General features: G+C 70.4%; 18 protein-coding genes, 2 tRNA genes and 2 pseudogenes. 6 read left to right on the forward strand and 16 right to left on the reverse strand.

The genetic code is table 11. The features are described from left to right. Positions 1-4: 4 nt before the first annotated feature. From GNZ18_RS02420 to GNZ18_RS02435, 4 genes are all read right to left on the reverse strand, one after another. Positions 5-1492 (reverse strand): alpha/beta hydrolase, encoded by a 1488-nt coding sequence (locus tag GNZ18_RS02420; protein WP_216651124.1) that lies wholly within the window; start codon positions 1490-1492, stop codon positions 5-7. A 176-nt stretch (positions 1493-1668) separates the two neighbouring features. Further along, positions 1669-4491, reverse strand: coding sequence for an FAD-binding and (Fe-S)-binding domain-containing protein (locus GNZ18_RS02425; protein WP_312874258.1), 2823 nt, complete (start codon positions 4489-4491; stop codon positions 1669-1671). Positions 4492-4783: 292 nt separating this feature from the next. Further along, complete coding sequence (locus GNZ18_RS02430) at positions 4784-4996, reverse strand: DUF397 domain-containing protein (RefSeq protein WP_156214403.1); 213 nt, start codon at positions 4994-4996, stop codon at positions 4784-4786. Between the two features lie 266 nt (positions 4997-5262). After that, positions 5263-6135 (reverse strand): helix-turn-helix domain-containing protein, encoded by an 873-nt coding sequence (locus GNZ18_RS02435; RefSeq protein WP_156214404.1) that lies wholly within the window; start codon positions 6133-6135, stop codon positions 5263-5265. A 900-nt stretch (positions 6136-7035) separates the two neighbouring features. Between GNZ18_RS02435 and GNZ18_RS02440 the strand changes: the two genes are divergently transcribed. Further along, entirely contained in the window at positions 7036-8664 is a 1629-nt protein-coding gene (locus GNZ18_RS02440) for a cyclic nucleotide-binding domain-containing protein (protein WP_156214405.1), read from the forward strand. A gap of 110 nt (positions 8665-8774) precedes the next feature. Here GNZ18_RS02440 and GNZ18_RS02445 read toward each other — a convergent pair whose 3' ends face one another. Beyond that, on the reverse strand, positions 8775-10109 hold the full coding sequence (locus GNZ18_RS02445; protein ID WP_156214406.1) for a sensor histidine kinase: 1335 nt from the start codon (positions 10107-10109) through the stop codon (positions 8775-8777). A gap of 257 nt (positions 10110-10366) precedes the next feature. Here GNZ18_RS02445 and GNZ18_RS02450 point away from each other — a divergent pair, with 257 nt between their 5' ends. Beyond that, the gene (locus tag GNZ18_RS02450) at positions 10367-11251 is read left to right on the forward strand and encodes a LysR family transcriptional regulator (RefSeq protein WP_156214407.1); all 885 of its coding nucleotides are present in this window, start codon (positions 10367-10369) and stop codon (positions 11249-11251) included. A gap of 99 nt (positions 11252-11350) precedes the next feature. Here the strand turns inward: GNZ18_RS02450 and GNZ18_RS02455 are convergent, their stop codons facing one another. The 3 genes from GNZ18_RS02455 to GNZ18_RS02465 all read right to left on the reverse strand — a co-directional run bounded on the left by GNZ18_RS02455 (position 11351) and on the right by GNZ18_RS02465 (position 15698). Then, complete coding sequence (locus tag GNZ18_RS02455; protein WP_156214790.1) at positions 11351-12295, reverse strand: glycerophosphodiester phosphodiesterase; 945 nt, start codon at positions 12293-12295, stop codon at positions 11351-11353. 158 nt (positions 12296-12453) lie between these two features. Further along, a complete protein-coding gene (locus tag GNZ18_RS02460) occupies positions 12454-14196 on the reverse strand; it encodes an adenylate/guanylate cyclase domain-containing protein (protein ID WP_312874259.1) in 1743 nt (580 codons plus the stop codon). An 83-nt stretch (positions 14197-14279) separates the two neighbouring features. Continuing rightward, positions 14280-15698, reverse strand: a complete 1419-nt coding sequence (locus tag GNZ18_RS02465) for an amino acid permease (protein WP_156214408.1) — start codon at positions 15696-15698, stop codon at positions 14280-14282. Positions 15699-15950: 252 nt separating this feature from the next. Between GNZ18_RS02465 and GNZ18_RS02470 the strand changes: the two genes are divergently transcribed. Next, positions 15951-16025, forward strand: a tRNA-Asp gene (locus GNZ18_RS02470). 21 nt (positions 16026-16046) lie between these two features. Beyond that, positions 16047-16120: transfer RNA gene (locus GNZ18_RS02475), tRNA-Phe, on the forward strand. 231 nt (positions 16121-16351) lie between these two features. On the opposite strand, the gene GNZ18_RS42980 is transcribed toward GNZ18_RS02475, so the two are convergent. Then, positions 16352-16576, reverse strand: a complete 225-nt coding sequence (locus GNZ18_RS42980) for a DUF2188 domain-containing protein (RefSeq protein WP_173390614.1) — start codon at positions 16574-16576, stop codon at positions 16352-16354. A gap of 146 nt (positions 16577-16722) precedes the next feature. Between GNZ18_RS42980 and GNZ18_RS43975 the strand changes: the two are divergent. Together GNZ18_RS43975 and GNZ18_RS02485 are read left to right on the forward strand one after the other, a co-directional pair. Next, positions 16723-16911, forward strand: a pseudogene (locus GNZ18_RS43975) (helix-turn-helix domain-containing protein); the annotation flags it as partial. A 186-nt stretch (positions 16912-17097) separates the two neighbouring features. Continuing rightward, on the forward strand, positions 17098-18036 hold the full coding sequence (locus GNZ18_RS02485) for a hypothetical protein (RefSeq protein WP_246249334.1): 939 nt from the start codon (positions 17098-17100) through the stop codon (positions 18034-18036). Positions 18037-18122: 86 nt separating this feature from the next. Here GNZ18_RS02485 and GNZ18_RS02490 read toward each other — a convergent pair whose 3' ends face one another. The 7 genes and pseudogenes from GNZ18_RS02490 to GNZ18_RS02515 form a co-directional block, all read right to left on the reverse strand. After that, complete coding sequence (locus GNZ18_RS02490; protein WP_156214411.1) at positions 18123-19526, reverse strand: tyrosine-type recombinase/integrase; 1404 nt, start codon at positions 19524-19526, stop codon at positions 18123-18125. Beyond that, positions 19526-19723 carry a helix-turn-helix transcriptional regulator gene (locus tag GNZ18_RS02495; RefSeq protein ID WP_312874260.1) on the reverse strand — a complete coding sequence of 66 codons (198 nt, stop codon included), beginning with the start codon at positions 19721-19723 and terminating at the stop codon, positions 19526-19528. Before GNZ18_RS02495 ends, GNZ18_RS02490 begins: the two co-directional genes overlap by 1 nt. Positions 19724-19959: 236 nt before the next feature. Continuing rightward, a complete protein-coding gene (locus tag GNZ18_RS02500; RefSeq protein ID WP_156214412.1) occupies positions 19960-21951 on the reverse strand; it encodes a DUF3987 domain-containing protein in 1992 nt (663 codons plus the stop codon). Continuing rightward, on the reverse strand, positions 21948-22115 hold the full coding sequence (locus GNZ18_RS41695; protein ID WP_246249447.1) for a hypothetical protein: 168 nt from the start codon (positions 22113-22115) through the stop codon (positions 21948-21950). Before GNZ18_RS41695 ends, GNZ18_RS02500 begins: the two co-directional genes overlap by 4 nt. 411 nt (positions 22116-22526) lie before the next feature. Continuing rightward, positions 22527-23132: pseudogene (locus GNZ18_RS41700) on the reverse strand (DNA cytosine methyltransferase); the annotation flags it as partial. Further along, positions 23021-23374, reverse strand: a complete 354-nt coding sequence (locus GNZ18_RS02510; protein WP_156214414.1) for a hypothetical protein — start codon at positions 23372-23374, stop codon at positions 23021-23023. The pseudogene GNZ18_RS41700 and the gene GNZ18_RS02510, both read right to left, overlap by 112 nt. 151 nt (positions 23375-23525) lie before the next feature. Beyond that, positions 23526-23798 carry a hypothetical protein gene (locus GNZ18_RS02515; RefSeq protein ID WP_156214415.1) on the reverse strand — a complete coding sequence of 91 codons (273 nt, stop codon included), beginning with the start codon at positions 23796-23798 and terminating at the stop codon, positions 23526-23528. Between the last annotated feature and the right edge of the window lie 121 nt (positions 23799-23919).

Consider the following 23919-nt stretch of genomic DNA (forward strand, 5'->3'; position numbering starts at 1 on the left):
CTGCTCAGGTCGCCGGGCAGGTCGTGCCGGGCGCGGGGCGCTCTCCGGTGACGAGGTAGTGGTCGATCGTGTCCTGCATGCACGGGCCGCGGTTGTAGGAGCCGTGGCCGGAGCCCTCGTAGGTGAGGAGCGTGGCCGTCCTGCCGAGCTGCCGCGCGACGGTGCGCGCCCAGGAGTAGGGCGTGGCGGGGTCGTGCACCGCGTTCGCCAGCAGGATCGGCGCGTTTCCCTTCACACGCAGCTTGTGCTGCGGGTTCTTGACGGGGCCCGGCCAGCCGAGGCAGGCGGAGACGGCCATGACGGGACGCGCCTGGCTCATGTCCGGCGCGATCTTCTCGGCGCCTCGCATGATCTTCGCGTAGTCGGCGTACCCGCGCACCGGCAGGCTCCAGTCGGAGCAGAACTGCGCGGTGAACGGGTCCGTGCCGGTCGCCGTCCCGGTCGTGCGGGGCGACGTCCGGAGCGACCTCTGAGGCGACGTCTGGGGCGACGCGCCTCGGGTCGCGACGGGCTTGGACGCGTCCAGCGCGGCGAGCCTCGTCGCGAGGTCCGCCCAGTCGGGGCCGTAGAACGCCTTGTAGGCGAGCACGACGAGGTCGAACTCCGGGAGCGCGGAGCCGGGGTTCCGCGGATCCGGCAGCTTGCCGCGCGCCGCCCGCGCGCGGAGGTCGCGCCAGAGGGCGCGGACGTCGCGGCCGTGCAGCGCGCACTCCTCCGTCCTGTCGCACCAGGCCGCGAACTGGTCGAAGGAGTCCTGGGCCGCCGCCACCTCGGAGTTCACGAACCGCCGGGTGTCGCGGAGGCTGTGGTCGTCGACGCTCTCCAGGACCATCGTCCGGAACCGCTTCGGGAACGTCTCGGCGTACATCTCCCCCAGCAGCGTCCCGTAGGAGCTGCCGTGGAAGTTCAGCCGGGTCTCGCCCAGCGCGGCGCGTATGGCGTCCACGTCCCGGACGGTGCTGAGCGTATCGGCGTGGTCGTAGAGGGGGCCCGTCCGCGTGCGGCAGTCGTCCCGCAGGCGCTTGTTGTAGGCGAGCGTCGCGTCGAACTCCTTCCGGCTCTTCATGACCGGGGACGGACGCGCCGCCAGGAGTTCCGCCGAGCACGTCACCGGGTTGCTGGCGCCGATGCCGCGCGGGTCGAAGCTGACGATGTCGAAGCGGTTCTGGAGCCGCTCGCTGAACCGGTCGATGCCGCCCTTGAGCCTCGTGACGCGCTGGACGCCCGAGTCGCCGGGCCCGCCGGGGCCGAACACGAGCGTGCCGACGCGCGCGTCCGGGTCCTTGGCCTTGCGGCGCGCGATGGCGAGGCCGAAGGACGGGCCGTCCGGCCGCGCCCAGTCGACCGGCAGCCGCAGCGTCGCGCACTCCGCCTTGCCGTCGTCGCCGCATTCCGTCCACGCGATGGACTGCGCCCGCGCCGGTTGCGACATCACCGGCACGGCCGCCGCGACGAGCGCCAGGCTCGCCGCCATCATCACCGCACGCTGCATATATGTGGTCCCCTCACTCAGGTCCGCCTTCCGGCGGGCGCCGCCCGAGAGATCAAGTTAGGGCGGTGCGAGGGGCCTCGTAAGGCCGCCCAGGGAAGGACCAGGGTCGGCTCAGGGTGACCTCAGGGTCGAGGTCCCACCGCGCCAGGGCCACAGTTTTGTGGCAGCGCCCGCTTTCACGGCAGGGCGCGGCGGAGGAGCTGCGCCAGGTGCAGGGCCTCGCGGCCGGTGCCCTGGGCGACCTGCGTCCGGCAGGAGAAGCCGTCGGCGAGGACCAGCTCGCCGTCGGCGGCGCGCACCTTCGGGTACAGCTCGCGTTCGGCGCAGCTCTGCGAGACCTCCCAGTGGCCGGGCTCGAACCCGAAGTTCCCGGCGAGACCGCAGCAGCCGGACCCGATGACGTCGGTGTCCACGCCGAGGCGCCGCAGGACGGCGAGGTCGGGCGCGTAGGAGCCCTTGGCGTCCTGGTGGCAGTGCACCTGCGCGATCGCGCGGGCGTCCAGCGTCCCGAACGGCCAGTCGCCCTCGTGTTCCGCGACCAGCTCGGCGAGCGTGACCGTGGCGTCCGCGAGGCGCCGCGCGCGCGGGTCGTCCGGGAACAGCTCGGGCGCCTCGTTCCGCAGCATCACCGTGCAGGACGGCTCCAGCCCGACGACCGGCAGCCCGGCGTCGAGCGCGGGCGCCAGCACGTCCAGCGAGCGCCGCAGGACGCGCTTGGCGACCCCGAGCTGCCCCGTCGAGTGCCAGGTCAGGCCGCAGCAGACGCGGCCCGGCGGGATCAGCACCCGGTACCCGAGCGCCTCCAGCACCTCGACGGCGTCCCGTCCGGCCTCGGGCGCGTGGTACTCGGTGAACGTGTCGGGCCACAGGACGACCGTCCGCCCGCGCCCGGCCGGCGGCCTCGCGCGGAACCAGTCGCGCAGCGTCCGCTCCGCGAACCGGATCATCTGGCGGCGCGGCTCGACGCCCGCCGCCCGCTTGACCACCCGGGCGACCCGTCCGCGCGACAGCGCGGCGTTGACCAGGCGGGCCGTGCCGGGGACGGCGGTGACGGCGCGCGACCACAGCGGCAGCCAGCCCATCGAGTAATGCGCCATCGGACGCCGCCGCCGCGCGTAGTACCGATGCAGGAACTCGGCCTTGTACGTCGCCATGTCGACGTTCACCGGGCACTCGCTCGCGCACGCCTTGCACGACAGGCACAGGTCCAGCGCGTCGTGCGCCTCACGCGAGCGCCATCCGTCCGGCAGCGACTCGCCGCGCAGCATCTCCGCGAGGACGCGCGCCCGGCCCCGCGTGGAGTGCACCTCGTCCCGGGTCGCCTTGAAGGACGGGCACATCGCCCCCGTGTCGAGGTTGCGGCAGGCGCCGACGCCCACGCAGCGGTGGACGGCGGCGGCGAACGAGCCGTGGTCGCGGGTCAGCGCGTGCACGGGCGTGATCTTCAGGGCGTCGCGTCCGGGGCCGGGGCGCAGGTCGGCGTCCAGCGGGGCGGGATCGACGATCACACCGGGGTTGAGCCGGCGGCCCGGGTCGAACACGGCCTTGAACGCGGCGAACGCGTCCAGCAGGCCGGAGGAGTACATCGCGGCGAGCAGCTCCGAGCGGGCGCGGCCGTCACCGTGCTCGCCCGACACCGTCCCGCCGTGGGACACGACGAGGCGCGCCGCGTCCTCGGCGAACGCGCGGTAGCCCGCGACGCCGCGCGGCTCCTCCAGGTCGAAGTCGACGCGCAGGTGCAGGCAGCCCTCACCGAAATGCCCGTACGGGACACCGCGCAACCCGTGCCCGCGCATCAAACCGTAGAGTTCGCGCAGGTAACCGGCGAGCCGCTCGGGCGGGACGGCGGAGTCCTCCCAGCCGGGCCACGCCTCGCTGCCGTCCGGGAGCCGCGTCACGATCCCCGACCCGGCCTCGCGGATCCACCACAGCGCCCGCATCCGCGCCGGTTCGCCGACGACGACCGCCGTCGTCCCCGGAACCCGCTCCTGGACGGCCTCGGCGAGCGCCCGCGCCGCGTCCTGCGCCTCACCGATCGTGTCCCCGCCGACCTCGCAGTAGAGCCAGCCGCCACCCGGCGGGAGGTCGGAGCCCGCGTCGGCGCGGCCGGGCTGGTCACGCAGCGCGATGAGCAGGTCGGCGGCCATCCCCTCGACGGTCAGCGCCCCCGACCGCGCAACGAACGGCGCCACCTCGGCGGCCACGAAGACGTCAGGGAACCCCAGCACGGCCAGCGCGCGCGCCTTCGGAACCGGGACGAGCCGGACCGTCGCCTCCGTGACGATCCCGCACGTCCCCTCCGCGCCGACCAGAGCCTTCGCGACGTCGAACCCGTTCTCGGGCAGCAGATGATGCAGACCGTAACCGGAGACCTGGCGGCTGAACCTGCCGAGCTCGGTGCGGATCGCGCCGAGGTGCGCGTCGCGGAGCCGCCGCAGCTCGGCGTCGATCGCCGCGTCCCCGGACGTGCCGCGCTCGGCCCCGACCTCCCGTCCGCCGGGGAGCAGCACCCGCAGCGCCTCGACGTTCCCGGACGTGATCCCCCAGGCCACGCTGTGCGACCCGCACGCGTTGTTGCCGATCATCCCGCCGAGCGTGCAGCGCGAGTGGCTGGACGGGTCGGGCCCGAACGTGAGCCCGTACCGGGCGGCCTCGGCGCGCAGGTCGTCCAGCACCACGCCGGGCTCGACGACGGCCGTCCGCGCGTCCGGGTCGATCGACAGGACGCGTCGCAGGTGCCGCGAGGTGTCGACCACGATCCCGGTGCCGACGGAGTTCCCCGCGATCGACGTCCCGCCGCCGCGCATGGTCACGGGCAGGCCCTCGTCCTCGGCCAGCTCCAGCACCCGGCCCAGCTCCGCGGCGGTGCGCGGCTCGGCGACGGCGAGCGGGACGCACCGGTAGACCGACGCGTCCGACGAATAGGCGGTCCGGACGGTCAGTCCGGTACGGAAGACCCCGGGAAGCGCGGCCTCCAGCCGCCGAGCGAGTTCGGCCACACCCTCAAGGTTAGGACCGCCCGGCCAAGACGCCCCACACGACACCACCACCAACACCAACCCCGCACCACCCGCCGCGCCGCCCCGCCGCGGTGGGGCGCCGCGGCGCGGTTCCGCGTTGCGTCGTCGTCGCCTGAGGGGGCGGGGGGCGGCGGGTGCGGGGCACCGTACCGGGGTGGGCGATGCGCGCCTTCCGCGCGGGACGGTGCCTGGCAACAATCACCGGAAATGCTTCACTTCATTGTGGCGCCCGACAATTTCCGAGAAAAGTGGGGAGTTTGAGTCCCATGACTCAGCGGCCGTCCAACTCTCCGCTCCGGATGACGCGCACCAGCGCGCGCCACTGCGTGGAATTGAGCGAGAGCAGACCCGCCGCGTGGTCGTGGGAGTCGCGGACCAGCACCGAGGGCCCGGCCGCGGCGACTTCGACGCAATCTTGCCCCTCGCCGCTCGCACTGGCCTTGCGCCAGTTCAGCGTCCTCCCCTGATCCGGCCGATACACCATCCAGCAACCCTCCATCCATTGCCGGCGGGTGCCGTCTCGCCACCGATCGGGCAAGAACACCCGCCCGACGCGAGCCAAGCAGGGCACAACAAACCACGACCTTGTGGAAAATTTCCCGATCACGAGTGTAAACGGTTCCAGTTATTCCGCCTACACGGGAACACAAGATCACTCTGTGTGCTATGAAGGCCACTCGCCTTGGGGGTCGCCGGTGCGGCCGTCACCTCCGTTCTGCGCGGGAGCGGATAGGGAAGTCGGGCGTTCGGTCAGTCCATCAGCTCCTCGGCCGCCTGCCGGATCAGAGCGATCGACTTCTCCGGGGTGAGCGCCTCGTCCAGCAGGGTCTCGAAGTTGTCGCGGTACTCGGCGATCCGGGTGTCCTCGCCGGTGACCATCACGCTCGCGCTGGCCCGCCCCTCCAGGTAGAGGACGTCGCTGAGCCCGCCCTCGAACTCCAGCAGCGAGAACGGCCCGAAGATGCCGAGATGCGCGCCCGCGCTGAAAGGGATGACGCGGACGGTCAGCAGCTCGTCGGCCTCGGCGGACTCGGCGATGTGGCGGAGCTGGTTCGGCATGATCGCGGGATCGACCTTCACGCCGACATGGCGGCGGATCACGGCCTCGTCGATGATGTAGTTCTGGCGGGGCGGATCGTCGCGCTTGGCCAGCTCACGCTGCCGCTGCATGCGCAGCTTCACTCCGAACGCCTGCTGCTGCGGGGAGACGACGCCGGTGTACAGGACCTGGGCGTACTCCTCCGTCTGCAACATGCCGGGGACGAGCGTCCCGTGGAAGTGCCGGATGTAGGCCGCTCCGGCGGTGTACCCGACATAGGTGAGGAAGGTTTCGTCGAACTCGCCCCGGTAGGCGTTCCACCAGGCGGGCTCGCGCGCGCCGCGCGCCCACGACTGGAGCCGCTCCTGGCGGCTCTCCGACACGACGTCGTACACCGTGAGCAGCGCCTGAAGATCGGTGCGGGTGATCGTGTTCTTGCCGCCCTCGACCCTGATGAGCTTCGACGGGGACCATTCCAGGCGGTTCGCGACCTGCTCCTGTGTCATCCCCTTCTCTTTTCGGAGGCGCACGAGCTCGGTGCGCAGCAGCGCGCTCTGGACGATGGGCCCCTGGTCAGTGGTCATCTGTATCGCTCACCCTGTGTAGTCGGCGCCAGCAGCCCGTCTGCCAGGTGGCAGTCGGCGACCCGGCGGCGTACATGACGCCACTCCGTCATGTCCCTTCCCCCGAAGGTCGCGATCTGCCGACTCCTATCCCCACAACTGCGCTGAAATCTAGCATCTGGAGCTGGCGGCGTGCTGCATGTCGGCTGAGTATGTTGTAGCGTGCTTGGTAGCAGATTAGCAGGCTTCACGATGCGATAGGACGTCCCGCTAGCGAGAAGCCTAAGAATCTGGGAACGGAGGGTGAGGGGAAGGCGTCGACCCGGGTCGCCGCACGAACCTCGCCCGGACGGGAACCGCTCAGGAGGACAGCCTGATACGACACATTCGGCCGGTGCCGACGGACCGGCCAGATGCAGGAAACAAAACAGAGCCGCTCTCACTTCTCGCCGGTCACCGGTTGCGAGCCATGACGATCGACGAAAAGTGCGAGCGACTCCTGGAGACCGCGAGGGACGTCGCGCCGGGCCGTTCCGACATCCTGCAAAGACGCAGAGACACCGGCGTTGACCTGGCAAAACATTCCCTGCGGACTCACCCAGTCTAACCGCGATCACGCGGCATGGGCTATAGGTGACCGCGACTGTGTCGGCGAAGCGACCGCGTCCCCGGACCTCCCCGCGGCCGGCGTGCTGCGCCAGCAGACGCAAATCGAGACATGGGGTTCTCGAACATGATGTCAAGAAAGCAAGATCGTTCCCCGACCTCTGACGTCCGCCCCACACCCCGGACGAACCGTCCGCGCGCACCGAGAACGAACCGTCCGCATGCGGCCTCGGCGGCTCGCCCGGAAGCGCTCCGGACGCACCGTCCGGGCCCGTCCCGGCCAGGCCGACCGGGCTTTCCCGAGGGGGTGCGGTGATGGCCGACCGCGAGCACCGGCACGACCCCGACCAGATCGTCCCCACCGTGTTCGGGATGTCCGGCGACCATCCCCAGCCCCCGACTCCGACCCGCCACGCCTCGTCCGAGGGCGCACCCCCGGAGCACGACGCGGCCGACACGGCGGGCGAGCACGGCTCCGTGCAGGGTTCCGTTCAGGGCTCGGCGGAGGGCCTCGCGCCGTCCGTCCCGCCCGCCGAAGTGGCCGGTTCCGGCGACGCGGACCGCACCCGGGGCTTCTGGCGGGCGCTCACCTCGGCCGAGCGGGACGCGCTGCTGCTGTCCGCGCGGGAGGTCGTCTTCCCGGTCGGCGGAGTCCTCTGGGAGGAGGGCGACGTCGCCGACCACGTCCTGGTGATCCTGTCCGGCCCGGTCAGGATCTGCGTCGAGCGGGACGGCGGCGAGCGGATCATCGCCTTCCGCGGCCCGGGGGACATCGTCGGCGAGCGCGCCGCGCTGCTGCTGCGGCTCCGCTCGGCCACCGTCGTGGCGATGGACGACGTCCGGGCCCTGCGCATGAGCACGCAGGAGTTCGCCGGCTACCTGACCGACCATCCGCGCGTCCTCGCCGTCCTCGAACACGAGATGTACAAGCGGATGACCGAGCGGCCGACCCTTGAGCCGCTCCTCTCGCCCGGCGGATACATGTCGCCGTACGAGACGGGCACTCAACCCTCACCGTACGGAACAGCCACGCACCCCTCACCGTATGGAACGCCCACCCACCCCGTCACGAACCCGCACGACACGTCCCGCCCGCCGTGGGGGGTTCCCGCGCAGCGGTACGCGAGCGAGCCGCCGGTCCTCGGGCATCCGCACGCGGCCCATCCGCCGATCGCGTGCCCCTACGCCTGGCATCTGCACGCGAGCCTCAACCGCTACGCGGGGATCCCGCCCTACCAGCACGACCAGAACGGCCATTCCATGATGGCCCACGTCCCCGAAGGACACGCCCCGATGGCCCTCACGCGGCGCGCCGGTGGCGCGCCGCGGCGCGGGACCGCCGCGTCACCGTCGTGGGCGGGCCAGAACTGCACCATCGTCTTCACCGACATCGCCGGCTTCAGCGACGTCGTCCACCGCGACGACCCGGCCCGCCTGGAGATGCGCGGCTGGATGTACGGGTTCCTCCGGCAGGCGTTCGAGGAGTCGCACGTCCCCTGGACGATGTGCCACCGCGAGGACAGGGGCGACGGCGCGCTGATCATCGTCCCGCCCGACACGCCGACCACCGCCGTCATCGACCCCATGGTCGCCCGGCTCGCCGCGCTGCTGAACGGCCACAACCGCCGCTCCAGCAGGGCGGTCCGGATGCAGCTCAGGCTCGCGCTGAACGTCGGGCCCGTCGTGCAGGACGAGGAGGGCGTCTCCGGCTGGGCCCTCATCCAGACGTCCCGGCTGCTGGACGCGCAGATCCTCAAGGACCGCCTTGAGGAGACCGGCGCCGACCTCGGTTTCATCGCCTCGTCGTTCGTCTACGAATCCGTCATCGCCCACCACCGGCACATGAACGCCGCCGAATACGAACTCGTCCGCTGCCGCGTCAAGCAGACGGACGTCCAAGGCTGGATGCACATGCTGGGCGCCCCCGTCCAGCCCGCGCACTGACCCCGATCCCCCAGTAACACGAGGCCCGTTCCCCGCACGGGCCCCCAGTGCGGCCCCCGCCCGCACTGGCCCCCCGCCACCGCGCGGGGTCTTCTTTTTCACGCCCCTTTTCACGAGCCGCCGTCGTCACCGCGGCGCGGGCCGGGGCCGTACGGGATGCGCATGACGAACCGGGCGCCGCGCGCGCTGTCCTCGATCGTGAGTTCGCCGCCGTGCGACCTGGCGATCTCGTGCGCGATCGGGAGTCCGAGCCCGGTGCCGTTCGCGTCCTTGGCCCTGCCGTCCCGCAGCCGCGCGAACCGCTGGAACACGATCTCGCGGTCGGCCGGGGCGATGCCGACGCCGTCGTCGAGCACCTCCAGGACGGCGACGCCGTCCTCGCGCCGGACGCTGATGTCGACCCGCTCCTCCGCGTGCCGCTCGGCGTTGTCGAGCAGGTTCGTCAGCAGCCGGACGAGCCGCAGCCGGTCCCCGTTGACCGTCACGCCCTCCTGGAGGTGCGTGACGACGCGCTTGCTCCGCTCCGTCCTGGCCAGCTCGATCGTGACGAGGGCGCCGAGGTCGACCGGCTCGGCCTCGGCCCACTTGCCCGCGTCCAGGCGCGCCAGCTCCAGCAGGTCGGTCACGATCGCCTGGAGCCGGTCGAGGCTCTGCAGGACGGTCCGCCCCGTGCGCGGCCAGTCCACCTCGTCCGGATACATGAGCGCCTCCTCCAACTGCGCCCGCGCGGCGGCGATGGGGCTGCGCAGGTCGTGGGACGCGTCGGAGGTGAAGCTGCGCTGGCGCTCCAGCGCCGCGTCCAGCCGGTCGAGGGTCGCGTTCGCCGCCTCGGCCAGCAGCCGCACCTCGTCCCGGTTCTCCGGGACGGGAACGCGGTGCCCGGACCGGCGCGCCGTGATCTCGGTCAGCTCCGCGCGGATCGCGTCCACCGGCGCGAGGGCGTGGTCGACCGTCCGCCACGCCCACAGCCCCGCCAGGAGGGTCGCCAGGAGCGACACGCAGACCAGGAACGTGAACAGGCTCGCGCTCACGTACCAGGGGGTCCGGTCGGCGGCGGCGTAGACCGTCCAGTCGCCGCCCGGCTCGTACACGCGGAACGCCACGACGGACATGCAGCCGTGCAGCCCGGCGGGCGGGCACAGCGTCTTGGACGCGTAGACGCTGCTCACCTCCGGGACGATGGAGGCGAGGGGCGGCCCGTGCAGCGCCTCGGGGGTCGCGGCGACCACGGCCCGCCGCTCGTCCAGCACCTGGAGGACGAGGTGGCGCCGGGCGTCCAGCTCCGCCGGGACGTTCCCGCCCCTGATCTGGTAGGCGAGCCGCAGCGCCGCCGTGGTGGCCTGCTCGCGCCGGTGGTCGGCGACGTGCCCGCGCACGCCCGCGAGGATCCCCACGGTCAGGACGGCACAGATGACGGCGGCGACCGCCCCGGCTATGACGGTCATCCGCACCCGTATGGACCATGTGCGACGTCCGTGCACCCGACCTCCCGCAGGTGAGGTAATCACCCGGGAGACCGGAATCAGTCCTGAAAACGGGGCGCTCTCGCCCAAGAGAGGTCAAAGAAATGGTTCATCCGGTGGCGGAACGACCGACGCGTCCCGTGTGCGAAGCCGCTCGCGGTCCGTTTCCGGAAGCATCGCCCGACTGTGGCCATCAGAAGCAGGGGAAATGAGAAATCCCGCTGTTAGCATCGCTGATTATGGAGCTGCGCCAGCTTGAGTACTTCGTGGCGGTGACGGAGGAGGCCAGCTTCACCAAGGCCGCCGCCCGCCTGCACGTCGCCCAGCCGGGCGTCAGCGCGCAGATCCGGCAACTCGAACGCGAACTCGGCCAGCCCCTGCTGGACCGCTCCGGGCGGACCGTCCGGCTGACGGAGGTGGGCGCCGCCGTCCTGCCCTACGCGCGCGCGGCGCTGGCCGCGGTCGAGGGCGCGCGGCTGTCGGTGGACGAGCTGACCGGCCTGCTGCGCGGGCACGTCACGATCGGCACGATCGACTGGATCAGGTCGCTGGAGCTGCCCGCGATGCTGGCCGCCTTCCACCGCGACCACCCGAACGTGGAGATCACCGTCACGCAGGAGGACACGGCCACCCTCGCCGCCGGCCTGCGCGCCGGACGGATCGACCTCGCGTTCCTCAGCCTCGCCTCCGAGCCGCCCGAGGGCCTGCGGACGCAGGTCGTCATCGAGCAGGACGTCTACGCGGCGGTCGCGCCCGGGCACGAGCTGGCGGGCCGTCCGACGATCACGCTGGCGGCGCTCGCCGGGCACGACCTCGTCAGCCTGCCGAGGGGCACCGGGCTGCGCGCCGTCCTGGAGGAGGCGTGCGCGGACGCGGGCGTGCGCCCGCGCGTGGCGTTCGAGGCCGCCGAGCCGCCCGTCCTCGCGCAGCTCGCCGCGCACGGCCTGGGCGTGGCGATCCTGCCGGAGTCCGCCGCCCGCGCGTACGCGGACGAGCTGCGCCTGATGCCGATCGTCCGCCCGCGGTTGAGCGGACGCATCGCGCTGGCCTGGCGGGCCGAGGGTCCCCGCAGCCCCGCGGCCCGCGCGCTCATCGACCGCGCCCGCGCCCTCCCTCCGGTCTGACGCGCACGCGGGTGTTACGTTCCAGACATATGGCTATATCGGCGCCTGGCCGGATCGCTGCCCGATGGTCCCCCTCGGCCTCCGTCACGAGGGGAGGGATCAGGCGGACCCGGCCCTGGCGTCCCGCAGCACGCCGTAGAGCACGTCCGGCTTGTTGGTGATGATGCCGTCGACACCGGCGCCGGCGGCCTGGCGCATCTTGGCGGGGTCGTCGACCGTCCACGTCTGGACGCGCATGTGCGCCGCGTGAATCTTCTTCACATACGACGCGGAAAGGTCGCGGAACGTCGGGTTGATCTGGTCGGCGTACTTCGCGAGCGCGGGCAGCTCGTCGGTCTCGGGCGTGCCGAGCAGCGCGGTCGGCACGGCGGGCAGCTTCGCGTGGAAGCGCTTCACCGACGCCCAGTCGAACGACTGGACCGTCAGCCTGCGCTGGCTCGCGTCGGGCCGCAGCCACGACGGGTAGCGCTTCAGCTCGGTGGCGATCCGGCCCTCGATGCCGGGGTAGCTCGCCGGGTTCTTGATCTCCAGCAGCAGGCCGAGCCCGCGGCCGTTCATCGTCTTCAGGACCTCACCGAGCGTCGGAACCCGCTCGCCCTTGTACTTGGTGGAGAACCACGACCCCGCGTCCAGCTTCTTGATCTGGGCGAGCGTGAACGAGGAGACCTTCGTCCCCCGGCCGGGGAAGACGCTCTCCACATTGGTCGTGCGGGCGAGGGTGCCGTCGTGGACGATGACGAGCTTGTGGTCCTTGGTCTCCTGGACGTCGAGTTCGAACACGTCCGCGTGCTTGGCGCGTGCCAAGCGGAACGCCGCGATCGTGTTCTCCGGCGCGTAGGCCGACCCGCCGCGGTGCGCGACGTTGGAGATCTTGGAGCTGAGCGCGCCGGCCGCCGGGGCGGCGGTTCCGGGCCGCAGGTCGGGAGAACCTGGAAGCAGAGAGAGGGCGGGGGGCGGATCCGCGATCGCGGCGTCCGTCACGGATCCGGTGATCGTCGTCGTGGTCGCGACCGCGGCGAGCGCGAGACCGTACCGTCGGAACATCTTCACCTCTCGAAGGCTGGGTGATGTCACCCCCACGGTTGATCCGCTTGATGACACGGGAGTGACGAAGCGGTAGCAGGCTATGTACGAGCAGTGACAATACGTATCCGCGACCGTGCGGCGCGAGGGCAACACGGAGTGTTCCTGAAATGTTGCAGCTATTCGCTTTCTTCTGATTTGTCGGACTCGACCGGAAGGGGTGCGCCGGGCTCCAGCTCCGCGGGCGGCCCCTGCCGGGACAGCCGCGCCGCCCGCGCGAGGATCAGCGTCCCGGCCAGCACCCTGCGGCTCCGGCGCAGCCCCGGCGGGCGCGGGAAGCGGACGCGGCGGGCCGACGGCGGCCCGCCCCGCGCGGGCCGGTCCGCCTTGGGCATCGGCACCGGGACGGCGGGCGGGCGCGGCGCGGCCAGCCGCGTCGGACGCCTCCTCCCCCGCAGCGTGACCGACTTGCCGAGCGCCCACTCGTCCGCCTCGCCGAGGTGGGCGAGGTCCAGCACGGGCGCCGAGGCGAGCACCCGTCCTGAGGTCATCTTCGCGAGGTCGCTCAGCCGCGCCGCCTCGTTCACCGGGTCGCCGATCACCGTGTACTCGAAGCGCTGCTCGGCGCCGATGTACCCGGCGACGACCGGACCGGCCGACACGCCGATCCCCGCGTCCAGCGTCGGGACGTCCTCGCGCAGCCGCGCCGCCAGCTCCCGCGCGGCGCCGAGCGCCCCGCCCGCCGGGTCCGGCAGCTCGGCGGGCGCGCCGAAGATCGCGAGCGCCGCGTCGCCCTCGAACTTGTTGATCCACCCGCCGTGCCGCGCGACCACGGCCACCACCACGCCGAAGAACCGGTTGAGCAGGCTCACCACCTCGTCCGGGCTGCGCGTCTCGGCCAGCCGCGTGGACCCGGTCAGGTCGACGAACAGCACCGCCACCTCGCGCGTCTCGCCGCCGAGCCGGACGTCGCGCTCCAGCGCCAGGCCCGCGACCTCCTCGCCGACATGCCGCTCGAACAGGTCCCGGAGCCGCTCATGATCGCGGAGACCGGCCACCATGTGGTTGAACCCCGCCTGGAGCTGCCCGACCTCGCTCGCGTCGTACACCGACACCTCGGCCCCGAGATCGCCCCGCTCGACCTGGGCCATGCCCATCCGCACCGACTTGATCGGATCGGCGATCGCCCGTGTCGCCATATAGGTGACATAGACGCCGACGATCAGCGCGGCGCCGCCCAGCCCCAGAATGGTGATCGCGAGTTGGGTGGCGCCGATGTCGGGCGCCGCGAGCGCGGCGACGGCCACGCAGATCAGCCCGAACACCGGGATCGCGGTGCCGAGCGCCCACGCCAGCATCACCCGCGTGGTCACCCCCGGCAGCCGGAACCTCCGGGGCGGCTCCGCCGCGAGCACCAGCGCCGCCGCGGGCCGCAGCAGCCGCTCCGACAGCAGATACATGATCGTGCACGTCGTCGCGGCGCCGAGCAGGCACGTCAGGCCCGTCTTCACAGCGAGCCGTCCGGTGAACAGCACGAGGTCGAGGACGGCCCAGCCGATCGCCCCGAGCACCCACAGACCGCCCATGAGCATCGTCAACCGGAGCGGTCCAAGCAGGACCGCGCGTCCCTGCCGCCGGTCGGGGATCCCCCCGTCCCGCGCCAGCCGGACGACCGGACGCCACAACCGCAGCCCCGCCGCCAGCGCCACCGGCACCGCGAACGCCGGGTAGCCGAAGAACGCGGCGGCGTTCACCAGGTGCACGTGGTTCCGGTCCTTCAGCGGCGGATCCGGGACCACGAACGTCGCGAACAGCAGCACCACCAGCGCGCCGACCATGTTCGCCACACCGACCACGATCAGCAGGACCCAGCGGACGCGGACCTCCAGCATGGTGCGCGGCACGACGGACAGGCGGGTCACGGGGCGCCTCCGGGGGTCAAGGCCCCATCATCGCACCGGGGGACGGGGCGGGACGCCCACTCCGGCGTCCCGACCCCGCCCGTTCACGCGCTGGTGCTCTCCTCCGCCAGCGGCGCGCTCACCGCCGGGGTCTGCGACGTCCGCCGGACGAACGGCCAGCCCACCACCACGAGGGCGAGCCATCCCGCCATCACATACAGCGCGATCCTCGTGTCGGACTCCCACGCGATCGTCACCGTGACGAACACGAAGAACGCGAGGACCATCCAGTTCGTGTACGGCGCCCACGGCATCCGGTACGACACCTTGGGCAGCGCGCCCGCCGCCACCTTCCGCCGGTAGGCCATGTGCGCGACGAGGATGACCGCCCACACCAGGATGGCCCCACCCGTCGACACCGAGGTGATGTACTCGAACGCCTTCTCCGGCACCACCGCGTTGATCACGACGCCGATGCCCATGACCAGCGTCGAGATCACCAGCGTCAGCACCGGCACACCGCGCCCGTTCAGGGCGGCCACCGCCTTCGGGCCGTCCCCGTTCACGCCGGCCGTCCGCAGCATCCGCGACGTCGAGTACAACCCGCCCGCGTTACACGAGGACAGCGCCGCCGTGAGCACGACGAAGTTGACGATGTCCCCGCCGCCCGGAATGCCGATCTTGTCGAAGGCCAGCACGAACGGGCTCGCGCCGCCCTTGAACTCCGTCCACGGCACCACCGCGAGGATCACCAGCAGCGACCCGAGGTAGAACAGCGCGAACCGCAGCGGCAGCGAGTTGATCGCCCGCGGGATGTTCTTCTCCGGGTCCTTCGCCTCGCTCGCCGTCACACCCACCAGCTCGACGCCCAGGTAGGCGAACATCACCATCTGCAATGTCATGATCATCGGGCTGACGCCCTCGGGGAAGAACCCGCCATGCGACCACAGGTTCTGGACCTCCGCCGTGTCGCCCGCGTCGCTGAACCCGAAGGCGAGCACCCCGATCCCGACCAGGATCATCATCACGATCGCCGCGACCTTGATCATCGCGAACCAGAACTCCAGCTCGCCGAACAGCTTGACCGAGATCAGGTTGACCACGAACAGCACGATGAGCGCCACCAGCGCCGTCTGCCACTGCTCGACGCCCGGCCACCACTTCTGGATGTAGGTCCCGGCCGCGGTCAGCTCCGCCATGCCGGTCGTGACCCAGATGATCCAGTACGTCCACGTCGTGGCGTACCCCCAGAAGGGCCCCAGGAACTCCCGCGCGTACCCCGCGAAACCCCCCTCCACCCGCCGATAGCTGAGCAGCTCACCGAGCGCCCGCATCACGAAGAACAACATCAGTCCGGCGACCGCGTAGGTCAGGATCAGGCTGGGCCCCGCCTTGGCGATGTTCTCCCCGGCCCCGAGGAACAGCCCGGTACCGATCGTCCCGCCGATCGCCAGCATCTGGATCTGGCGCGTTCCAAGCCCTCGTTGGTAGTCCTCTGCCTGGTCCGGGAGCTTTTCGACCATGCACTCGGCCTCTCTCGCACGTCTACTCTGACCCGGGTCAGAGTAGGAACTCAGACCACAAAAGCGAAACACCCACCACACCGGACTCCGAACCCGCTCTCGATCGGTATCGCCCCGGTACCGCCCCGTTACCCTCCGTCCCCCCGGCCAACCGCAATCGAGTTGGCGCCGCCCTCGGCCATCGCGTATGCTCTCGGACGTCGCCAAGCGCCGGTGACACCCCTCCCGAGCAAGCCAGGCTCGGATCAGCAAGGTCCTGTGGAGCAGTTAGGAGTGCTCGCCACCCTGTCAAGGTGGAGGCCGCGGGTTCAAATCCCGTCAGGACCGCGCAGGCGCCCCGCGCGCCCTGGGCAGGTAGCTCAGTCGGTACGAGCGTCCGCCTGAAAAGCGGAAGGTCGGCGGTTCGACCCCGCCCCTGCCCACACTTACAAGCAGCAAAGAATGGCCTCTGACCAGTGCTTACGCGGTCAGGGGCCGTTTCTATCTGTCCGGCTGTGTCCGGCCGCCACCGGCTGGTTCCGGCTGGCCGTGCGGAATACATGCGGAAAGCCCAAGCCCCGCGCTTGATCAGCACGGGGCCTGGCTACACTCACATCTGCATCATCGAGGGGCGTTCGGGATGGCTACTTGACCGGTCTCCATCCCGGCGCACCTCACCCCTCCGGGGGGTAGGGGTCGTGCCCGTAGGTGCTCTCGAACTCGATCGTCCCGTCCTCGCGCATCACCTTGAGCTGGCTCGGCGCGTTCGCCTTCGCCACCCGGCGGCCCTCGGCAACTGCGACGGCCTTCAGGACGTGCTCGAACAGCACGCGCCGGCTGTGCTTCACCTGCCACTTTGAGTCGTGGGGTACGACCCAGTAGACCTTGCGATCGGTCACGGCTTCTTGCTCCCTCCTCCTACGCAGGTACCTGCGTAGAAGTCGTTACAATGCTGCTGACGACGAACATCGCCACGAGCAGGATCGTAGGGACTCGGGGGGCTAACGTCAAACGGTGCGGCTGATCTGAAACACGGAGTAGAATCATGGCAGGTCGGAGCAGGTTGGACACGGAGAGTCTCTACGCGGCCTTGGACGCACAGCGCCAAGGACGAGGACTGTCCTGGAGACAGCTCGCGAAGGAAGTCGGAGTGAGTCCGTCTACGATGACAAGGCTCGCCCAGGGGCAACGCCCCGATGTCGATGCTTTTGCCGCCTTGGTCCGTTGGCTCGGCCAGCCAGCCGACACCTTCCTGATAGCCGACTCAGCGCATAGAGTTGGCTCACCGGTAACGGCCGAAGAGACTGACCTCGTCGCCCAACTCGCTCCAACCCTGAGAGGTCGCCGAGATCTTGACGAAGGAGACGTACGCTACCTGGAAGATCTCCTTAGGGTCGCATACCAAGGACTCAAGACCAAGATGAATCACAAATTCAGCGACCTGTACGAGCCGTTCGTTGAATGGGTTTATGATCGCGCGGATAGCCCTCTCGGCGACGTCGATTTCCGCGATTTCAGCGACGCCTATCACTTGGACGTAAGCGCTTCCTTTGCACTTCTGCGTTACTGCAAGGAGCGGGGACTGCTGGACGACAGGTTCAGTACACTCGGCAGCCCGGCTGCGAATATGACCCCGATGGGCACCCAGTGGGTGGAGGATCGCCGGCGTCGACGCAAAGATCCGACACTCAGAATCGCCGCTGCTCGCAGAGGTCTCCTTATCTGGCTCTGGAAGCAGAAGCAATCTGGAGCACATTTCCCGATCACAGAGAAGTTCCTCGACTTCGACGACTCCGTTTTCGAGGGTGACCGCCTTCTAATGGATGAAGTCGACCGAGCAAGCGCCTACCTCGCGGAAAAGGGACTCATCCACGGAGTAGAGGTTGACCAGAGGCGTGGACCCGTCCGAGCTGAGACGACGCCCGCTGGAGACGATTGCGTAGAACGTTTCGGAGGAGATGTGGCCGAGTACGAGCGTCGAGGCGTCCAGGACAGTGGACCTGTCTTCCACATCTATGGAGACAATACCGGCAACATCGCAGCGAATAGCCGCGACATCACCATGAACGCCAAGACCATCAAAGGCATAGCCATGGCGGATGTGGTGATGTTTGCTCGGGCCCTACGCCAATCAACACCGTTGCTGGGCCTTCCCGAAGAAGAAGCCGCTGAACTGGTGGACTTGGCAAACCGGATAGAACAAGAGGCTTCCGGTGAAGCACCAGACCTCAATCGCCTCCAGCGATGGGGGGCCAACGCGCTTGGGTTGCTGAACTCTCCCGTCGTCAGCGGAGCGCTCGGAGGAGTTCTGGCCTCTTACGGAGGTACCGTGCTTCCCGGCTTGCCGCCAACGTCATGAGTAGTTAAGCCATGACATCCGGATGTTAGACAGTGAGGGCACCCAATCGTCAAAGATTGGGTGCCCAGGTCGCCGAGCTTCTAAGGTCACTCGCGCAACGCTTGCTCAATGCGGCGTTTGGCGGCCTCGTCTTGCCCTTGGATGCACTTGGCGTAGACGCGGAGCAGGACTTCGACGCTGTGGCCGGCCCACTTGGCGATGTCTGTCGGCGGCACTCCCCCGTTAAGCCAGGTGGACACGCACGCGTGCCGGAGGTCGTAGACCCTCCTGGCGAGCGGTGAAGCGTAGTCGACGTCACTCAGCGCCGCCTGGCGGGCCGCATCCCACGCGCGGCGGTAGGTGATGCTGGCTAGTTCGCCGCCGCGGATTCCCCAGAATAGGCGCCCGCCGGGGCCGGGGCCGATGTCGCGCAGGTGGGCGCGCAGGATGCGGGTAAGCGGCGGCGGGGTCGGCACGCGGCGCCATGCGCCCTCGGCGCGGCCTTTGAGCTGGCGCTGTTCCCGGTTGGCGCCGTCGTCGGTCCAGTCGGTTCCGACTTCCGGGCTGGCGGTGTTGAAGCGCAGTTCCCCCCAGTCGTCGGCGGGTTCTTGCCACTTCTGGGCTTCGTCGTCCCAGACCAGAGCGGGAAGCGTGACGTTCTCGACGCGGAGGTTCACGGCTTCTTCCGGGCGAAGCGCGGCGTAGTAGATGACGGCGAAGAAGGCCATGAGGCGTTCCCCGCTCGGTCTCTGCCGACGGACCGCTTCGAGGAGTCGGCGCGCTTGGGTGTGGTTGACCACCGAACGGCGGTCGACCTCGGCGGAACTCTTGCTCCGTGCCTTCCATTTCGTCGTCTTGATCGGGTTGTTGGGCAGCACGTCGATTTCCACGGCGTATTCGCACGCGTGGTGCAGGATCGCGCGGTTGCGTTGGACGGAGGACGGCGCGGCCGGCTTGCCGTCGAGGCGCGTGGCCGCGGCGTCGAGGAGTTCCCGGACGGCGGCGGGGTCGTTCAGCACGGACATGGGCTTGGTGTTGTTCTCGACCCAGCGCAGGACCTCGGCGGCGTTCGGCGGGCACGCCGGGCGGTTCTTGGTGTTGAACGCCCATCGGCGAAGCGCGGTCCGGATGTGCTGGTCTTTGGGCTTGCCGCGTTCGGTGGCGAGCATCGCGGGCGTGACGGTGACGAGAGCCCATGCCGTGTTCGCGCGGTGCTTGGCAGAGATGCCCTTCCACTTTATGTCGATGTAGGCGAGGCAGAACGCATACCAGGACATGTCTTTCTTGGCGCGGCCCCAACTCACCGGGCGGCCGGTGGTGAGGTCGAACGCCTCGCCCTTACGGGCGGCGGCGCGCAACTCTGCTTGGAAGCTGTCGACTTGAGCCTTGACACGGAAGGATTCGCGCCACACCTGGGGACCAACCTTCCACCGGGCGGTGTAAGTGGTGACGCTCTTTCCCTTGTAGACCTCGGTCTTGTAGATGCGAACGTCGTAGGTGATGTTGTGCATCAGGCGGCCACCTTCCGGGCTTCCCACCACGCGTCGAGGTCTTCGCGGCTGACACGCAGCTCGCCGTTCGGAATTTTCGAACATTCCGGCGCGAGTCCCTTGGCGCGCCAGTCGTAGAAGGTGGATCGCGAGATCTTGATTTCGGCGCACACCTCGGCGAGGGTGAACATTTCCTTGGCGCGGATCGCCGTTTTCACGGGCGACCTCCACTTCTGGGGGCGATTGGCTGGCGTTGCCGGCGGCGTGCTTGGTGGCTTGGGCGCCGGTGACGCTGTGTGACGTGGTGCGGGCGGTGGTGGTGCGTGGGGACAGGGGACGTGGTGACAGAAGCCGACAGAAGTCCTTTTGTCGGCTTCTGTCACCGTGTCCTGGTGTCCCTGGCGTGGGGGCGGCGGCGGGTGCCGTGACGGTGCGTGGCGGGGGGTGGGTGTGGTCACTGCGGGTTGTGTGTGAGGTCGGGGTGGGTTTCGTAGGTGGGGGCGGTGGGGCGTCCGCCGGTGGGGGTGCTGGGGGTTCTGCGGGTCCAGCCGTGGGTTTCTAGGACGCGTAGGGCGGGGTCGAGGTCGGTGACTTTGCGGGCGCGGTTTTTGAGGGGGCCGCGCATGAGGTCGCGTGCGGTGAAGCGGGTGATGTCGTTGCGGCGTGCCCATTCCAGGACGGTGCGGGCGTGGTTGATGGCGGGGTCGGCGCCGATGGCGTCATAGGCGGCTTGAGCGTGCGCGGTGAAGTACTCGCCGAGCTGGACGGCCCGTTGGAACGTCGCCAGGGTGATGGGGTGGCCGTAGCCGTCGCGGAGGTGTTCGCCGAGGTGCAGCAGGGCGGCGAGGCGGACGATGGCGCCGATGAGTTTGCCGCCCCAATCGGTCATGTGGGCCAGGTCGCCGGTACCGGGACGGAACCGGGGTTCGGTGGCCTCCAACAGGTCGACGACGGCGTCTTGTGCCTCGCTGGTGAAGGTGAGGGTGACCGGGGTGGCGTCAGGGTCGCCGAGTCGGCGCAGCGAGAGCACGAGCGTGTTCAGGGTGCGCTCGTAGGTGGTGGTGATGTGCGGGGGGATGGGGTCGGGTCGGGCGTTGCGGTGTCCGAGCATGGATTCGGGCATCGCGACCAGGAGCCGTCCGAGTAGGCCTTGCTCGCGGAATTCGGGGGTGTCGCCGAGTCCGGCGAGGACGCCGGGTTGCAGGCAGACACCGATGGTGAGGGCGGCGGCGTCGATGCGTTCGGAGGGGCGCCCCATGCGTTCGATGCGCATTTCTTCGCCGGCGTGCCCGGACAGGAACACCCCGATGTCGGGGCTTCCGGAGTAGCGTCCGCCAGCGATGGAGAACAGTTTGCCGCCCTCGGGTGCGAGCACGGCGTAGCGGCCGTTCTGTTCGGCCAGGCGGGAGGTGACCTTCTCCACGGTGGAGTCGTTGCCGCCGAACAGGGCGGGTTCGGCGGGGACGTGGGCGTTGTCGAGGGCGAGGCGGGCGGCGGAGGCGTTGGCGAGCTTGTTGGGGTCGTCGGGGTGGGCGGCGGCGGCTTTCTCGGTGCGTTCGGCGTCGGCCTCGGCGACCTTGCGGGCGATGGCGGCTTCGGCGATGACGGGTCCGGCGTGTTCGATCAGGGTCGTTTCGGCGGCGCGGATGGGGGCGGTCATGGCCTTGTAGACCTCGGATTTGCGGTTGCCGGGTGGCAGCACCATGACCAGGAACAGGTTCGTCGGTTCGGTCCATGCGCCGGCGTTGACGGTGACGTTGCCGCCGGCGGCGACGGCGAGCGCGGCCAGGGCGAGTCCGCCAGCGAGGTCGACGGGGGTTTGGGTGAGGTCGGCGACGCAGGCGGCGTATTCGGCGGCCCACTCGGGCAGGCATCCGATCGGGAAGCGCGGGAGGTCGGGGGCGGTGGTGAGCGGGGTGGGGTCGGGCCAGCCTCGCCGGTCGGCGCCGGTCACGGCGGCGACCTCGGCGGCGACGCGGGCGCGCAGGTCGGCCGGGTCGCTGTCGGTGGCGGCGAGTTGGAGGAGTCGGGTTCCGGTCTCGGCGACGGTGCGGGCGTAGGCCAGGGCGCGGACCATGTGCGCCCAGTAGCCAGCGTTCGCCGCGGCGGGGACGTGGCTGATGAGGGTGTGCAGGTAGGGGGCGCCGCCGATCGTGGCCAGGTTGCGGGTGCCGATCTCGGCGCCGACGGTGAGGGGGTCGGCGGGTGCGCCGCGGTCGGTCAGCGCGCAGACGGCGTCCCAGATGCGGGCGTGCGCGGGCCGGTAGAAGTCACCGTTGTCGAGCAGCGGCCGGACCTCGGCGAGCGCGGCCGGAGAGAGCATCACCGCGCCGAGCACGCATTGTTCGGCTTGGATGTTGTGCGGCGCGGCCTCGCCGAGGGCGCCGCCGAGGGCTTCGCCGTCCGGTTGGGTGCGGATGACGCGCAGCGGGGTGGGGCTGGTCATGCGGCGGTCCCCTCGTAGGGCGTGCGGTCGGCGGCGAGGCGGCCGAGCAGGACGGCCAGGGCGGCGGCGCCCTGGGCGGGGACGACGCCGTTGCCTAGCAGGGTGAGTTGCCGGGTGCGCGACAGGCCGGGTACGTCGGTGACCCACCCGTCCGGGAGGCCCATGAGCCATTCGACGAAGCGGGGGCTCAGCCGGTGGGCGCCTCCGCGTCCGGTGGGTTCAGTGGGATGAGGAGCTGTTCGGCCGGTGAGGTGTTGCCAGCGGGTGATGGCGAGGGCGTAGCGGCCCCAGACGGCAGGGTCGGCAGGGACGGGTCGCCGGCTCGTGAGGGCAGGTCGGTACCCTTGCCGTCCCGCGTGGTAGGGGTCGGGGTCGGCAGCTTGACTACGGCGGAGGGCAGCATCAGGTCGCCCTTGCTGCCCCGTTGGTTGGGGCCGCCCTTGGTGCCGTCGGTCGCACGGGATGTGGGGAGCAGCGTGACGGCGGTGCGCAGGTCCGGGCCGCCCTGGCCACGGGTGCCCGTTCCGTTGGTGTCGGAGGTGCGCGGTGTCGGCAACAGCGCTGGCGGGGTCGTGGGCCAGTAGGAGCCAGCGGGCGCGCTCGTGGGGGGCGCCGATGTCGGACGCGCGTAGAGTCGTCCATTCCGCAGTGAGCCCGAGGGCGGCAAGGTCAGCGAGAACGACATCGAGTCCGGGACGCCGGGCAACGATGGCTGCGACGTTCTCCAGGACGAGGTAGCGGGGTCGTAGGACGCCCACGGCGTCGGCGATGGCGTACCAGAGTCCACTACGGGTCCCTTCACGGATACCGGCACCCTGGCCGGCGTACGACAGGTCTTGGCAGGGGAACCCGGCACACAGCACGTCCACGCGCGGCACCTGGCCGAAGTCGACGGCGGTGAGGTCGCCGAGGTTGGACACGCCGGGGAAGCGGTGCGCCAGCACGGCGGCGGCGCCGGGCGCGGGGTCGGCGACCCACACCGGGCGGACATCGAGTACCTGCGCGGCGGCCATCTCCAGTCCGCCGTAGCCCGAGCACAGCGAACCGAGGGCCAACGGTCGCGGGGCGCTCATGCGGCGTCCCCGGGAAGGATGATCAGGCCCTCGGGGGTGTGCACGAATTCGTGGCCGTGGTGGCAGGTCCACAGGTCGCCGCCGTGGTTGGGAGCGAGCGCGGCCCATGAGGTGATCTCGGTGTGGCAGCGGGGGCAGTCGGGGCCGTCCAGGACCGGCCATCGGGTGGTGGGGATGGGCCAGTCGGTGGGGCAGGCGCGGCAGTGCCAGACGCTCACCTCGGCGCCGGTCGCGGTGGTGGTGGGTCCGATCCAGGTGACGTCGGTGTCGCGTCCGCAGGTGGGGCAGTCGGGCCCGGCGAGGATGGGCCATTGCTGGACGGGCGGGAAGATCGGCGGGTGGTGCGTCATGATGGAGACGCCTCCTTTTGCGGGTCCTCGTTGGGGTCCGTGAGCGGTTGGGGCAAGGGCGGTCCGGCGGCGTGCTTGGTGGCTTGTGCGCCGGGCCGCTCGTCTGCGTGTTGGGCGAGGTGCGGCGGCGCCGCCGGGACCGGTGGGCGGGCTACTTGCGGCGGTCGCGGTCGATGCTTTTGAGGTGGGTCCAGATGCGGCGGCCGGGGCGGAGTTGTGCGCCCTTGCCGTTACAGCGGTTGCAGTAGCGCCAGGCGCGGCCGGACGGTGAGCGGAACCGCCCGGCGCCGCCGCATTTGCGGCATGACCGATACGGCCAGATGACGCAGTGAAGCAGGTAGCTGGCGGCGGCGAGGACGGCGAGGAGCAGCCACGCGCCGGTGGGGTGGGCGGTGTGAGTAGCGGCGGCGGTCAGCAGGGTCATGACGGCCCTCCTAGGGCGTTGTGCTGGGGTTTCAGGGCGCACGGGGTCTACGCGCTACGGCGCTGGTCGTGATCGGTATCGGGGTCTACGAGGGGGGTCTACGGGTAGCGGGGTGGGCGGC

The sequence above is a fragment of the Actinomadura litoris genome, from assembly GCF_009733595.1.
Classification (GTDB): domain Bacteria; phylum Actinomycetota; class Actinomycetes; order Streptosporangiales; family Streptosporangiaceae; genus Spirillospora; species Spirillospora litoris.

Excerpts from the sequence above, each read along its gene's own strand:
- GNZ18_RS02420 (WP_216651124.1), bottom strand. The coding sequence starts at position 1,492 with ATGCAGCGTGCGGTGATGATGGCGGCGAGCCTGGCGCTCGTCGCGGCG.
- GNZ18_RS02430 (WP_156214403.1), bottom strand. The coding sequence starts at position 4,996 with ATGGTGTATCGGCCGGATCAGGGGAGGACGCTGAACTGGCGCAAGGCC.
- GNZ18_RS02435 (WP_156214404.1), bottom strand. The coding sequence starts at position 6,135 with ATGACCACTGACCAGGGGCCCATCGTCCAGAGCGCGCTGCTGCGCACC.
- GNZ18_RS02440 (WP_156214405.1), top strand. The coding sequence starts at position 7,036 with ATGGCCGACCGCGAGCACCGGCACGACCCCGACCAGATCGTCCCCACC.
- GNZ18_RS02445 (WP_156214406.1), bottom strand. The coding sequence starts at position 10,109 with ATGACCGTCATAGCCGGGGCGGTCGCCGCCGTCATCTGTGCCGTCCTG.
- GNZ18_RS02450 (WP_156214407.1), top strand. The coding sequence starts at position 10,367 with ATGGAGCTGCGCCAGCTTGAGTACTTCGTGGCGGTGACGGAGGAGGCC.
- GNZ18_RS02455 (WP_156214790.1), bottom strand. The coding sequence starts at position 12,295 with ATGTTCCGACGGTACGGTCTCGCGCTCGCCGCGGTCGCGACCACGACG.
- GNZ18_RS02465 (WP_156214408.1), bottom strand. The coding sequence starts at position 15,698 with ATGGTCGAAAAGCTCCCGGACCAGGCAGAGGACTACCAACGAGGGCTT.
- GNZ18_RS02485 (WP_246249334.1), top strand. The coding sequence starts at position 17,098 with ATGAATCACAAATTCAGCGACCTGTACGAGCCGTTCGTTGAATGGGTT.
- GNZ18_RS02490 (WP_156214411.1), bottom strand. The coding sequence starts at position 19,526 with ATGCACAACATCACCTACGACGTTCGCATCTACAAGACCGAGGTCTAC.
- GNZ18_RS02500 (WP_156214412.1), bottom strand. The coding sequence starts at position 21,951 with ATGACCAGCCCCACCCCGCTGCGCGTCATCCGCACCCAACCGGACGGC.
- GNZ18_RS41695 (WP_246249447.1), bottom strand. The coding sequence starts at position 22,115 with ATGGGCCTCCCGGACGGGTGGGTCACCGACGTACCCGGCCTGTCGCGC.
- GNZ18_RS02510 (WP_156214414.1), bottom strand. The coding sequence starts at position 23,374 with ATGACGCACCACCCGCCGATCTTCCCGCCCGTCCAGCAATGGCCCATC.
- GNZ18_RS02515 (WP_156214415.1), bottom strand. The coding sequence starts at position 23,798 with ATGACCCTGCTGACCGCCGCCGCTACTCACACCGCCCACCCCACCGGC.